Origin of the sequence: Methanobrevibacter sp. (genome assembly GCF_045586545.1) — an archaeon.
Classification (GTDB): domain Archaea; phylum Methanobacteriota; class Methanobacteria; order Methanobacteriales; family Methanobacteriaceae; genus Methanocatella.
Window position 1 is genome coordinate 1 of sequence record NZ_JAZNAN010000001.1, and the last position, 13,196, is coordinate 13,196.

The window sequence follows — 13,196 nt, forward strand, 5'->3', positions numbered from 1 at the left end:
ACCCAAATTCATTTAAATGGGTTTTGAGTGAATATTATGGTATAAATATATTGAATTTATTATTAAGCATCATTCTTTTTACAATGGGAACTACATTAAAAGTTGATGACTTTGTTAATGTATTTAAAAATCCGAAAGAAATTTCTGTGGGACTTTCGGCACAATATATCGTAATGCCAATATTAGCATTTTGTCTTGCAAAAATGTTTTCTTTAAATGATGCCTTGACTGTTGGCCTTATTTTAGTTGGAACCGTTCCGGGAGGAACTGCTTCTGACGTTATAACGTTTCTTTCCAAAGGAGACGTAGCATTATCTGTTTCTTTAACAGCTGTTTCCACTGTGATTTCCCCGATTTTAACTCCAATGATTACGTTATTGTTAATAGGCAATCAAATTCATTTTAATCCAATTGACATGTTTATTTCAATCCTTGAGATTGTTATCATTCCAATCATTTTAGGTTTAACATTGAATTACAAGTTTCCTAAATTCTGTGATGAGTTAAAAGATTATTTGCCGGCAATATCTTCAATTGTAATTTGTTTAATTGTTGCTGGAGTAATAGGAACTAATAAACAGGCTATTTTAAGTTCATCTGCAATCATAATGGTTGTTATTATTTTACAATATTTCCTTGCAATGTTTCTTGGATTTTGTGTTGGTTATTTGGCGGGAATGGACAAAAAGCAAATTATTACCATTGCTATTGAACTTTCATTTCAAAATTCTGGTTTATCAACCGGCCTTGCAAAAAATCACTTTCCAAACCTTTCCCAAGCTACAGTTCCAGGAGCTCTTTATTCGGTTTGGCAGAATTTTGCAAGGTCAATTCTTGCATATGTGTTTAGAAGATTTGTCTAATTCATTGAACCTGTAAGATTATAAAGATTAATCCTTCTTAAGTATAGAAAAAATATATGGATTGGTGGTGATGCTTGATATTTCAATCATTAATCAAAAATCTTCATCATCATAACCCATTTCTTCAAAATCATCATAACATCCCCAGTCGGGACTGTCAGACAAATCAGATCCACATTCTTCACATATTACATTTGAAGGGTCATTCAAATGTCCACAAACATTACATGTTATCATATTTATCACTTTGAGTATTTTTCGATTCTATAAATCAGTTCTCGTACAATTCCGTCATTGTTTGTCTTTTTAACTTTAGCAAGCTTTTTTTGATATCTCGGAAGTCTTTTCAGGAAATTGGATACTCTTTTGGCACTCATGATTTCATGATATTCCCCATATCCCAGCTTTTGAACATAAAATCCGTTCAATGTCTGCTCAAAGTTTCCAATGGCTGGAACTGAATAGATTGGTTTCTTAAGGCTGATGGCTTCTGAAATGAATGTAAATCCTCCATTACAGATTACTGCCTTTGCAGAGGCCAAATCATCATAAAACACGTCTTCATTGAATTCCTTGAATGTCAAATTGCCGTCGGTTTCATTTTTATTGAATCCATAGACAATGAACTCTTCATCTTTCAATGCTTTAAGCCTTTTGACCAGTTTTTCACTTTCACGGCTTGTCTGATAGATGATAATGTGATTTCCATCTCTAGGCTCTAATTTAAGGATGTCCTCACGGATGATTGGAGGATAGATTACTGCATTTTTGCGAGGCCTTATAGGAGGATAGAAAAAGCTGGTTAGTATATGAACCTTTGGATTTACGACATATGTTTTGATTACACCTTTCGCCTTGATCATTTCTGCATATTGGCTCTTAGGATAATCAATTTTTGTCTGTGTAATCATGTGGATGTTGTCCAGGCTGATTAATGGTATTCCCCTTATCTTTGAAACCACTGTTGCATATATTTCAAAATCGGTCACGATAACGTCAGGATGCAGTTGCATAGCTTTTTTATATAGGTTTTCATATCCGACTTTTATATTTGTCGGATTTCTCTTTATTGCATCAGCCAATGTTTTGAGGTTGTTTACCTTATTGTTGATGTAAACAGTATTGAATCCACCTATTTCATAGACGTTGTCGAATTTTGAGCTTAAGTATTCATATGCCCGATCGCTTGAAAATACATAAACGTCATATTTGTCCTTGATTCTGTCAACAATCACTCCAGTCCTTATGGCATGGCCCATTCCTTCACCGCAAGCACAGTAAAACACAACCTTTTTGTCTCGTTTTCTGTGCCTTGCCTTTATCTGGGCTCGTGTGGAATGGATTTTCTGAATTGAATTGTCATAGGTTTCCTTGATTTCGTTTATCTGTTCTGTTCCCTTTTCAAGTTTTTTGAATCGTGAAGTTGATAATCGTTCATGGCCATGATCAAAATTGTAGTTGAGCTCTTCTGCATCGGTTCTTTTTCCTAAAAAGTCATTGATTGTGCTTTTTCCGTATTGCTGAATCAATGTTTCAATCCCTTCCTCTTCAAGTCTTCTGGTTGAAACGCCGATTTTTGCATTTCTAAGCACTCTAAATGGTGCTTTTTTAGCCAATCTTTCAATGTAATCTGTATCTTCACCGAAAGTTAGGGATTCGTCAAACCCTCCACATTCCTCATGAAGAGATCTTTTTGCAATGATTCCGTAGCATCCTGCACCATGGGGCTTGATTTTTTCAACGCCAATCATGAAATAGTTTGCAAAATCATGGAATAGCTTGTCCTGTACCTTATTGGACATCGGAAGCATCTGTGTTATTGCTATTCCGAGCCTTTCCATTTGAAACTCGTATAGCACATCTCTAAGATAATCTTCTGTAAGCTGCAAGTCAGAGTCTAAAAACACCAATATGTCTCCTTTTGCAACATTAGCCCCATTATTTCTACCTACTGCCGGAAGCCCTCCATCAACGACAATGCATCCGTATTCCTCTGCAATTTCACGGGTTCTGTCGGTCGAGTTGGCATCGGCTACAATGACTTCATAGTCATCAAAGTCCTGCTCCTTGATACTGTCTAGCAGAACTGGAAGATACTCCTCTTCGTTATAGGTAGGGATGATAATGCTGAAAATCATATGTTTAAGTTTATTTTTAAAATTTATAAGTTTTTGTAAAAAAAGAAATGGTTAAAATGAAATATTTTAACCTATTGCGCCATGAGGTATGCATCGTATGCTGCAAATAGTGCGTAAAGTATGTCTACAATCCAAACAACCCAATGTCTGAATATTAATGTTGCAAAACATCCTATAACAATGGCGAGTATGAAGAATATTACTCCTTTTTTGATGTCTCCAGCTACAGCTTGACCTAAACCTGGAATTAAAAAGGATAATATACCTGCAAGTATAGCATTAACCATATTTTTACCTCCATTTAACTAATTATTATTTAGTCTGATTAAACGTATTAATAAATATTTTGATGAATATTCAATTATTTTGTCTGAAATTGACTACATTTCAATATTTTCGGGTTCAATTCTAGATAACATCATCATTGCCACAATTGTAAGGATAAATCCGAAAAACATCAGTATTGTCGGAATTTCTGCATATATTGCTAAACCGAATATCAATGCAGCTAGGGGTTCTGCTCCTGAAAGCAGGATTGATGATATTCCTGAGTCCATATAGTTCAAACTCAATGTTGAAAGGATATATGGCAAGGCAAATGAAAATGTGGAGTGTAAAATTAGAAATAGGATTATTAATGTAGGATTTATTGAGATGAAATTGGCAATCTGGCCGAAGTCTGTAAATGGAATCAGGGCTATAGTAATAAAAATAATCGAATAGAATAATATCGTAAACGTATGATTTCCATTTTCAATCGATTTTTTGGAAGCCATCAGATAGAATGCCCAGAACAGTCCCGCACCAATCCCTGCAAGGATTCCGAACAGTGGGACTGAGGAGATTCCGCTTTCCAAAATGCCCGTCATCAATATGCATCCGAAAATGGCCAGAACCATACAGATTATCTTTTTTGTGGTAATCTTTTCTCCAAATAGGAAGTATGCTATTATCAATACATATATTGGCGCTAATGACAATAAGACAGCAGCCAAGGATAATGGAATGGTATTCATGGATTCATTATAGCATAAGTTAAGTCCAATGATGCAGACTGCACAGACTAAAAATAGTGGCAAATCATCTAATTCAATTTTGAAGAGGGTTTTGTCGGTCAGCAGTAAAGCAATCAGAATTGGAATTATGGCTATTGAAAACCTTAAGAAGAGCAGCGTGGTTTGATTAATTCCATTCTGTATCAATGTCCGTACAAACACTCCGCTTGATCCGAACATGAACCCCGCTAGAATAGGTAATATTAAATAGATTTTTTTCATGGTATCATTCCAAATAGGAATAGGCATTCCACGAAACCGTATAATACTCGCATGAATTGTTCAACGGCACTTTCAAGTCGTTAATCAGTTCCATCTCATTATAACTTGAATCCACATGGTAGATGTCATTGCTGATTTTTTCAATAGGAATGTCTCCAAAGTCAACGTTGTCTGCGATATCGGCAATTTCAACAGTATAGTAATCTGGTTCGGCACCGGCCAGGGCAACTGTAAATCTTAAGATTATCATCACAATGACAACAAACCAAATCAGGAAACGGTTGAACAGGTATCTTTTTTCACTCAAGCCAACATTTCTGTATGGGGGTTGAATCAATTCATTGTCTTCAAGCAGCTGTTTGTCTTTTAAGACAGTGCCCACAATGTAATTCAGATAGTATCCGTTTCTATAAACTAGATATAAGCCTAAAATTCCAACATATGATGGGGTTGCAAACAGTCCTCCGTCAATTGCGCCGATTATCAGACAGCTTGAAAAGAAAGCCATCAAAAGATTTGTAAACCACGGACGCTTTTGAATAGCTAGGACTAATGTAGCAAACAATATCGGAACCAGTAAAATCACCAAAAATCCAAAGCTTGGAACATACTGGTATAGTCCAACGCCGGTGTTAATGCCGCTCTGGATAAATGGCCCCATAATCTGACTTAAAAGCGCACCGAAAATTGCCTTCAGCAAGTGGGTGTGCAGAATGCTTGTGGAACTCATTGTGTTGGACATGGAACAGAATACTGTGTTGAGTCCGATGCCCATCTGCAGCCTAAATACAATTTCCAATACAATGCCTAAAATAAGTAAAACTGAACCAATTACAATTGAAATTTTCAAATACTTGGTAGTATCAATGTCTTTCTTAATCATCTGGGATAAAATCATGAATAAACCTAAAAGGCCAAAAAACATAATGTCTTTTCCTTTAGATGATCCCATTAAAAATAGATATGTAATCGGTCTTATGATTGGATTAAAGATATCGGTTGCAAATATTATGCCCGCAAGAAAAATAAATATTAATCCAATTAAGATAGTTTTATTAATTCTCATTAACAATAATTTAATTATTAATACTTTAAATAGATTTATCTTATAGTTTGTATTTTTATGTTCGAGAATAATCAGAAGGAATATATAACAAACCCTCCAAGTGAGGATGCTTACCCTATTGTTGCAGCATTGTTTATAAATAAAAGATTCAACAATCGTGTTATAAAAGTAAACTCTCTATCACTTACAATACTTGACTTGATTAGGAAAGGCCAAATCAAATGTGATATAGATGTTAAAGAATCATATAATGTTAACAAAAAAATCACCAATGATGATTTTGAGGTCATGAAAAATATTACTCTCAGAATTGCAAATTCCGGGGAGTTAAAGACTTCTGAAACCTTAGCTATCAACTTATTGAAGACAATGAACAAGTCCAAGAAATTCAATCTAAAGGACATGCTAAAGCAAAGCAACAATACCTCAATCGCCAATAAATTCAAAAATGATTTCATTGACTACAAGCAGGCTGTTGAAAATGAAAATGGATACAGTCCTGAAAATTACAGGGATATTGTTGAAAACAAGAAGTTTACCTCTAAAGGAAAAGAGCTTAAGAACAGGTGGAAAGGATATCAGGAATATCTTAAATCACAGGAATTGAGTGAAAAGTATCCTCCACAATCTGTTGAGGAAAACGCTTCCCAAATAATTTATGGAGCTTGCTTTGACATTGAAAAGGAAACTTTGGAATTAAGGGAAAATGACTCCCAATTATCTGATTTTATTGATAAAGACGGATATAAATTATTGAATATCATATTCAGCAATGCATTATCTAATGTAAAAGAGAAAAGCAAAGGAGACGGTATATTCTACGGTGTAAATGATAAGTATACCATTCCTGGCGGAGGATGATTAAATAATGTTTCCAATAGAATATTTCATAGGACTAATCTTAATAGGTATTTTTGCAGGATTTGCATCAGGTCTTTTGGGCGTAGGCGGAGGATTCTTAATCGTGCCTCTCCAATACTTCCTGTTAAAGTACATTGGAGTAAATCCTGACCTTGCAATGCTTATTTCTTTAGGCACTAGTTTGGCAATTATCATCCCAACCTCAATGAGCGGTGCCTATAGGCATACCCGCACAATGGACAATATCATAAAACCCGGAATTCAGTTAGGCATTTTTGGTATTATCGGCGGAGCCATTGGCGGATTTGTTGCATCAGGACTACCTTCACGAGTGCTGGAAATAATTTTCGGATGTTTGCTGCTGTTTGTAGTAGTCAAAAATATAATTGATATAAATAAAGTGAGAAATGAAGCCAAAATTCCTTTCAATTGGGTTTCATGTGGAATTATCGGTATTCTAGTTGGTTTTTCATCAGGTCTTTTAGGAGTCGGCGGAGGAATATTTTTAATAGCTATCTTGACAGCACTATTAGGATTCTCATTAATTGAAGCTATTGGAACATCATCTGTATTTATCTGCTTAACTGCAGTTGGGGGATTTTTATCATATATTGTTACAGGATGGGGAGTGTCAACATTTCCATACTCAATTGGTTATGTGAGCATTATTAACTTTTTATTTATTGCTTGTTTTTCAGTGCCTCTAGCATCAATAGGGGCAAAATATGCACATAAGATTCCTCAAAAAAAGTTAAAAATAATATTTTCAATATTAGTATTATACATCGCATTAAAAATGTTAGGTATTCTACCTTGAGGTGATATCATGGGTGAAAGAAAAATCGGAGAAAATTTTGATAAAAACGAAGCAGAAGGCATTTTTGACAAATTAAAAAATGTTGAAGGAAAAATTAAATCTAAAAAAGAGGACAGCAAACTAAAAAACATTGCAGATTTAATGAACGAAGCCAAATACCTTGAAAATAAAGGTAAATTTGATGAAGCAATAGAATTGTATAAGCAAGTTATTTTTGCATTGCCGGATTCTGTAAAGGCTTATGAAGGTTTGGCCAATATTTATAAAAAACAAGGCAATGTTGATGCTGAAAAGGATATCTTAAAAAAAGCAATCAGTAATTGCAATAAAAATGATGAGTTTAAAAAGAGATTAAAAGAAATTGAATGAATTTTTCAATTCATTCACATTCCTAAAGCGTATCTTAGTATTAAACTTACGATAAATACTAGGATTGAAAAGTATATTATGAACCTTCCATGTTTTTGGTATAGTGGAGTATCCTTTTTAAAGAAAACCAAGATTGCTCCATATACTAAACCAATTATTGGACTTATCAATGCCACAATATAGCCTATAATTGGTATTATTATTGTTCCTTCTTTTTCCATATTTTACACCTCATTATCAATGTCTTTTTTGTATATTTTAATCCCCATGCCCGTTGCGGTTATGTGAATGTGATTGCCAGCCAATCCCATCAACCCATATTTAATGTTCAAATCCAAAACACCATGTCCACCGTTATCCTTGATATTGTTAGCTAATTTAGTTAAACATTCGTCTTTAGCTTCTTTAATAATTTTTAAACGTCTTTCTTCTATTTCTTCACGTTTAACACTAATCTCCTCTTTGTTTTCAATAAATACGCTGCTTTGAAAGATGCCAATATTTTCATGGCTTCTGGTTGTCATATCTGAACTTGTTATAAAGAAGAAATCCAGTGAATTCAATTTTTCATTGCTTTTGTTTTCATCAAAATAAACTTCGTTTTCAGTAAGGAGTTCTTCATCTTGGGTTTCCAATCTAAACAGACCTTTAATTAATTTTTTCATGGCTTTTCCAATCTTTACAAAAATCCATTTGAAATTGGACAGGATAGCGCCAATTACAACTAAAAGAATATAATTTAAAAGTGTTGGAAATGCCGCCTGTAAAATTACTACAATTGACCCTACAGTAATGATATTCATTCCTAAAGTTGGATTTTTTAGAATAAAACTGTAAAAGGTGGTGTCAATAAAAAGGAGAAATGCACTTACTGCACCTAAGTTTCTACCAAGAATCCTATTTGCCAATACTGTTTCTACATATCCCGCAACTACTGGTGCAAAAATCAATCCTAGATTCCATCCAAAAATTGCAATATTGAAATGTAGGAAAAGTCCATATGTAATAAGCCCAATTCCAGTACCTGCTCCGACACAGAGTAATATTTTTCCGATAGCCTTAAAATCTATTTCTTTGTTTTTGATTTTCATTCTACTCATATTTTATTGCAGTGCCGTATGCAGTTACAAGAATTGTATTTCCCATGGTGCCGCCCAGATTATCATATGAGATTTTAAGCCCAATAATTGCATTAGCACCAAGACTTTCAGCTTTTTCTTTCATGCTTTGAAAGGCAATGTCACGGGCTTTCCCTAATTCTTCTTCATATTGGGTTGTTCTTCCACCTACGACATCACGAACTCCTGAAAAAATATCTTTGTAAATGTTGGCTCCGATTAAGGATTCTCCTGTAACTAATCCTTTATATTCGATTATTTCTTTATTCTCTAAGGTGTTAGAAGAAGTTAAAATCATTGTATCCCTATTTCATAAAGGTCATAATTGCCCAAATAATTAAGAATATTGCAATAACTACATATAAGATTATTTGTGATCTTTTTCTTTGGTTTAATCTAGCATCCCAGACTTTTTGACAATCTGATGAGCATACAAGTTCATTCAATGGTATTGGGGTTCCGCAAATCGGACAATGTTTATGTGGTTCTACTGCCATTTTATCATCTCCTTAGATTTTGAAAAATTCTTTTGTATTTTTAGTAACTTGAATAGCAAGGTCTTCTGCATCAAGACCCATGCAAATTGCAATTGTTTCGAGGATATGAGGTAAATATTTCGGTTCATTCCTGTTCTTTTTAGGCTTTTTATCAAAGTTTTTAGGTATAAGAAATGGTGCATCTGTTTCAATCATTAATTTTTCAGGAGGAATTGCACTAACAGCTTCCTGCAAATCTCTTCCTCTTTTCATATCACAAATCCATCCAGTAACACCAATATAGCAACCTAAATCGACGTAATTTTGTGCTTCCTGTTTTGTTCCTGTAAAACAGTGAACAACTGATTTTTCAACAACGCTATCATGTCTTTTTAATATATCATATAAGTCTTTATGAGCTTCTCGTTCATGTAAAAATAAAGGCATATTGGTTCTTTCAGCCACTTCAACCTGTGCTTCAAACCATTTTCTTTGAAGGTCCTGTGGGGAGAAATTCCTATTATAATCTAAACCACACTCTCCAATTGCCACAACACAATCCTTTTTAGCTATTTTTTCAAGTTCAAACATGGTGTGTCCATTGCAGGTTTTAGCATCATGAGGGTGAACTCCTGATGTTGAAAATAGAGTTCCAGGGTATTTTGATGCATATTCGGCAGCCATATGGCTTGAATGCACATTAGTGCCAGTTATAATAAATTGATTAACTCCTACCTTTTTTGCTTCTTCAATTATTTCAACTCTATCCTTTTTAAATGAAGAATGCATTAGGTTTAAGCCAATATCAACGAGATTATTCACACAATCACCTATTCGCTTAAAACTCTTGTACCAATGTTTTCCCCGTTGACTGCTTTGATAAGGTTTTCAGGTTCAAATCCGTTGGTAATTACGGTTTCCAGGTTTGATCTCTTAATCATTTGAACAGCAGTCATGTCAAAGAATTCATAAGTTCCGGCCTTAACGTCCTTTCCACTTAGGAATTCAAGCAAATCTGTTGCTGTAATTTCAGGGACAAGTTCAGCATCATCAAATTTGTTAGGGTCCTTTGTATACATTCCATCAACGGAAGTTAAGTTGATGAGCTTGTCTGCTTGGACATATTCTGCTAAAATTGCAGAAACCGCATCGGTACTGTGTGCAGGTTCAGTTCCACCCATTACAACGATTTTTCCAGTTGCTGAAAATTCCAAAGCTTCCTGGAAATTATGAGGGACTCTTTGATATGCCGCATCACCGAGTGCAGACAGCATTAATTTAGCGTTGATTCTTGTAACTTCAATTCCAATATCATCACATTGCGCTTCTCCAGCTCCCAAATCACGAACAACGCTAATGTATTCTCTTGCAGGTTTTCCACCGCCTACAACAACAAATAATTCATGTTCGTCGGCAAGGTCTTTTAAGATAGCGCTATATTCTTGGAATTTCTTACAATCATATTCTTTGAGTAAAATTGATCCTCCAATTGCAATAACGATTTTCATATATTCACCTTATATATTGTATCTTTAAGATATTATTTAAATATTTAAGAGAGAAGTACAATAATTAATTTCAATGAGTCTAGAAGAACAAATCTACATTAGAAAATCCTGCCGAAAGTATTTGGATGATGAAATTGACATGAATTTAATTCATAGTTTCATGAATAGTGTAAAACCTTTAAATGACAGTATTGATTATGGCTATGAAATTTTGACTTCTGATAGGGTCAATAATCGCAATCGCTGGTCTGCTCCTTATTTCATAGCAATCTACTCTGAGAAAAAGGACAATTATCAAGAAAATATTGGTTTTGTTTTCCAGCAGCTATGCCTATTCCTTCAAGGTATGGAAATCGGTAATTGCTGGGTTGGGATGGCATCACCTAAGAAAAAGAGTCCCCAATTTGTCATTTCAATAGCCTTTGGAAAATCTGATGACATGACAAGAGAAAGTTCCGAATTTAAAAGAAAAGATATCACAGAAATTTCTGATATTAAGGATTATAGATTAATCCCAGCGCAACTTGCACCATCAGCCATTAACTCACAGCCTTGGTATTTTAAACATACTTCAGAAGGTTTTGATGTTTATCAGATTAAACAAAATGTATTAAAGCGCAAAATCTTGGGAAAATGGAATCCAATTGATATGGGAATAGCTTTGGCTCACATGTATGTGGTCAATGAAGAAACATTCGAATTTGATATCAAAAATGATTTTGAGAATCTTAAAGATTATACATACATTGGAAGTATGAAAATTTAATAAAAGAAAAAAATAGAGGATTTAAGCATCCTCTGAAGTCAAACCTTTGTAAAGTAATCCTGCGAGTACTGCACCGACTATTGGAGCCAAAATGAATACCCAAACCTGTTCGAGTGCCTGTCCTCCAAGGAATAATGCAGGTGCTAAACTGCGCGCAGGGTTTACGGAAGTTCCAGTTAATGGAATTCCCATAATGTGTACAAAAGTAAGAGTTAAACCGATTACAATACCCGCTACTGCAGCATTTTCTGCTTTTTTAGTTACTCCGAGAACGGTAAATACAAATACAAAGGTTAAAATAATTTCAACGATTATTGCTCCTATGACATCTAAACCAACACTAGATGCTGAACCAAATCCATTCTGGCCAAGTCCAGTGGCAACATAGCCTCCAAGACTTGGTGCGGAATTAATAATTGCTACTAAAAGGGCAATACCTATTATTGCACCAATACATTGGAATACAATATATAAAATCAAGTCTTTTGCTTCCAATCTTCCATCAATCCACATACCGATTGAAACGGCAGGATTGATGTGACATCCGGAGATGTCTCCAATTACGTAAGCCATAGCTACAATAGATAAACCAAATGCCAATGCAATTCCTAAAGTACCTAATACGGAACCCGCTATGGCTGCACTTCCACAACCGAAAAGAACAAGAACCATTGTTCCCATTAATTCTGCAACATATCTTTTCATAATCTTTTACCTCTATTAATCTTATTAAAATCTTCTTACTCTCTTCAAGAATAAATATGCAAGGAATAATACAAACAATATTAAAACAAATGGGAAGATATGTAATAATATTGAATCGTTAACCTTATCGAAGTGGTATTCACTTTCAAAGCCCATATTTTTTCCATCAGTATGATTTTGGCTTATTTTTGCAAAATTATATAATAAATCATAATAACCGATGTGGGCTCCTTCATATTCAATTGAGTCAGGTGCTTTTCCATTTTCATCCATATAGTTTTTAACAATTCCTGCCATTTTGAAATAGTCATAAACGGAGTAGGTGTCCTTTGTTAAAAATGAAATTCCAAGAGGATTGTCTGGAGCGTCATATTCTTTAGGAATATCAATTCCATCCCCATTTAGATAAGCACTTAATTGGTATAACAATTGAGGTGATGAATATGATCCGTATGGACCTTTCATCTCTTTATCTCCGCTAGCTACAAGCATTTTGGATGCATCAGCCATTCCTTTAGGGGATATCTTATTTGTGACAACTAGTTCATCAGAGAAAGTTCTTGTATCGTTTCCATGTCCATTTACTATATCTACAATGTGCTGTGCGATTTGCCTATTCAAGTCTTCATCATATCTGGCCAAATAACCATCTTCAAAGTCATCTGGGAAATCTTTTACTGGTTGGTAATAATAAATTCCTGCATTTTTAAGGAATGTTCCAGGGTCGTGCATTCCCGCAAGGGTTTCATTTGAGTAATTGTCGTCCCAAGCTCTTCTGAGATAGTTTGAATGATTATCTAAATCATAGCTTCCGGTGTTAATGAAGACAATCTGCTTGTCTGAATTTGTTGTTGCTCTGCCTAGCTGTAAATAGTTTCCGGCATCTGATGCAGCCAGACATACGCTAACGTCACTTGTTACAGATATTGCACGCCACCCTTCTCCAGGTGCAGGTGCTTGATTATCAACTATTACTTGTAATTCTCCACCACTTATTTCTTCAATGTAACCCTTTATTGAGTTTAACATTTTTATATCATTATCATGGTCAATAATAGTGTCCGAAGTAAGATAAACGGTTTTTGATGCAGATACGTCCTGTACTAATGGAGCAACTATTAATATGGCCATTATCAGTATAACAATTTGCTTTTTCATAACTCTTACCTTAACCTTAAATTAATAATAATTATTATTTTCATAACTAAAATATTTTATTGAAATATATTTAT

18 protein-coding genes are annotated in these 13,196 nt (G+C 34.5%); 5 read left to right on the top strand and 13 right to left on the bottom strand.

What is annotated here, in order from left to right; translation table 11 throughout:
• The coding region (locus ACKI3D_RS00005) for a bile acid:sodium symporter family protein (protein WP_407391116.1) at positions 1-863 on the top strand (863 nt) is incomplete at its 5' end.
• A gap of 93 nt (positions 864-956) precedes the next feature.
• Here the strand turns inward: ACKI3D_RS00005 and ACKI3D_RS00010 are convergent.
• From ACKI3D_RS00010 to ACKI3D_RS00030, 5 genes are all read right to left on the bottom strand, one after another.
• Positions 957-1,100 carry a hypothetical protein gene (locus ACKI3D_RS00010; protein ID WP_407391118.1) on the bottom strand — a complete coding sequence of 48 codons (144 nt, stop codon included), beginning with the start codon at positions 1,098-1,100 and terminating at the stop codon, positions 957-959.
• A gap of 5 nt (positions 1,101-1,105) precedes the next feature.
• Positions 1,106-3,001 carry an MJ1255/VC2487 family glycosyltransferase gene (locus tag ACKI3D_RS00015; protein ID WP_407391120.1) on the bottom strand — a complete coding sequence of 632 codons (1,896 nt, stop codon included), beginning with the start codon at positions 2,999-3,001 and terminating at the stop codon, positions 1,106-1,108.
• 71 nt (positions 3,002-3,072) lie between these two features.
• The gene (locus ACKI3D_RS00020) at positions 3,073-3,288 is read right to left on the bottom strand and encodes a hypothetical protein (RefSeq protein ID WP_407391122.1); all 216 of its coding nucleotides are present in this window, start codon (positions 3,286-3,288) and stop codon (positions 3,073-3,075) included.
• Positions 3,289-3,381: 93 nt separating this feature from the next.
• A complete protein-coding gene (locus ACKI3D_RS00025; RefSeq protein ID WP_407391124.1) occupies positions 3,382-4,305 on the bottom strand; it encodes a DMT family transporter in 924 nt (307 codons plus the stop codon).
• Positions 4,283-5,344, bottom strand: a complete 1,062-nt coding sequence (locus ACKI3D_RS00030) for a hypothetical protein (RefSeq protein ID WP_407391126.1) — start codon at positions 5,342-5,344, stop codon at positions 4,283-4,285. The genes ACKI3D_RS00025 and ACKI3D_RS00030 overlap by 23 nt, the downstream gene beginning before the upstream one ends.
• A gap of 57 nt (positions 5,345-5,401) precedes the next feature.
• Here ACKI3D_RS00030 and ACKI3D_RS00035 point away from each other — a divergent pair, with 57 nt between their 5' ends.
• From ACKI3D_RS00035 to ACKI3D_RS00045, 3 genes are read left to right on the top strand one after another with little or no spacing between them, the layout of a single operon-like run.
• Complete coding sequence (locus tag ACKI3D_RS00035) at positions 5,402-6,205, top strand: DUF2207 family protein (RefSeq protein WP_407391128.1); 804 nt, start codon at positions 5,402-5,404, stop codon at positions 6,203-6,205.
• Between the two features lie 4 nt (positions 6,206-6,209).
• On the top strand, positions 6,210-7,022 hold the full coding sequence (locus tag ACKI3D_RS00040) for a sulfite exporter TauE/SafE family protein (RefSeq protein ID WP_407391150.1): 813 nt from the start codon (positions 6,210-6,212) through the stop codon (positions 7,020-7,022).
• A gap of 9 nt (positions 7,023-7,031) precedes the next feature.
• The gene (locus ACKI3D_RS00045; protein ID WP_407391130.1) at positions 7,032-7,391 is read left to right on the top strand and encodes a tetratricopeptide repeat protein; all 360 of its coding nucleotides are present in this window, start codon (positions 7,032-7,034) and stop codon (positions 7,389-7,391) included.
• 14 nt (positions 7,392-7,405) lie between these two features.
• On the opposite strand, the gene ACKI3D_RS00050 is transcribed toward ACKI3D_RS00045, so the two are convergent.
• The 6 genes from ACKI3D_RS00050 to pyrH are packed head-to-tail and all read right to left on the bottom strand — an operon-like array spanning position 7,406 to position 10,493.
• Positions 7,406-7,612: a hypothetical protein gene (locus ACKI3D_RS00050; protein ID WP_407391132.1), complete on the bottom strand. Its 207-nt coding sequence runs from the start codon at positions 7,610-7,612 to the stop codon at positions 7,406-7,408.
• Positions 7,613-7,615: 3 nt separating this feature from the next.
• On the bottom strand, positions 7,616-8,482 hold the full coding sequence (locus ACKI3D_RS00055; protein WP_407391134.1) for a hypothetical protein: 867 nt from the start codon (positions 8,480-8,482) through the stop codon (positions 7,616-7,618).
• A 1-nt stretch (position 8,483) separates the two neighbouring features.
• Positions 8,484-8,807: a YbjQ family protein gene (locus ACKI3D_RS00060; RefSeq protein WP_407391136.1), complete on the bottom strand. Its 324-nt coding sequence runs from the start codon at positions 8,805-8,807 to the stop codon at positions 8,484-8,486.
• Between the two features lie 7 nt (positions 8,808-8,814).
• On the bottom strand, positions 8,815-9,006 hold the full coding sequence (locus ACKI3D_RS00065) for a DUF2116 family Zn-ribbon domain-containing protein (RefSeq protein WP_407391138.1): 192 nt from the start codon (positions 9,004-9,006) through the stop codon (positions 8,815-8,817).
• 12 nt (positions 9,007-9,018) lie between these two features.
• Positions 9,019-9,807, bottom strand: a complete 789-nt coding sequence (locus ACKI3D_RS00070; protein ID WP_407391140.1) for a TatD family hydrolase — start codon at positions 9,805-9,807, stop codon at positions 9,019-9,021.
• Between the two features lie 8 nt (positions 9,808-9,815).
• Positions 9,816-10,493, bottom strand: a complete 678-nt coding sequence (gene pyrH / locus ACKI3D_RS00075; RefSeq protein ID WP_407391142.1) for a UMP kinase — start codon at positions 10,491-10,493, stop codon at positions 9,816-9,818.
• 73 nt (positions 10,494-10,566) lie between these two features.
• Here pyrH and ACKI3D_RS00080 point away from each other — a divergent pair, with 73 nt between their 5' ends.
• A complete protein-coding gene (locus ACKI3D_RS00080; protein ID WP_407391144.1) occupies positions 10,567-11,259 on the top strand; it encodes a nitroreductase family protein in 693 nt (230 codons plus the stop codon).
• A gap of 21 nt (positions 11,260-11,280) precedes the next feature.
• Here ACKI3D_RS00080 and ACKI3D_RS00085 read toward each other — a convergent pair whose 3' ends face one another.
• Both ACKI3D_RS00085 and ACKI3D_RS00090 read right to left on the bottom strand, forming a co-directional pair.
• On the bottom strand, positions 11,281-11,964 hold the full coding sequence (locus ACKI3D_RS00085; protein ID WP_407391146.1) for an MIP family channel protein: 684 nt from the start codon (positions 11,962-11,964) through the stop codon (positions 11,281-11,283).
• A 24-nt stretch (positions 11,965-11,988) separates the two neighbouring features.
• On the bottom strand, positions 11,989-13,122 hold the full coding sequence (locus ACKI3D_RS00090) for an adhesin (RefSeq protein ID WP_407391148.1): 1,134 nt from the start codon (positions 13,120-13,122) through the stop codon (positions 11,989-11,991).
• Positions 13,123-13,196 lie beyond the last annotated feature (74 nt).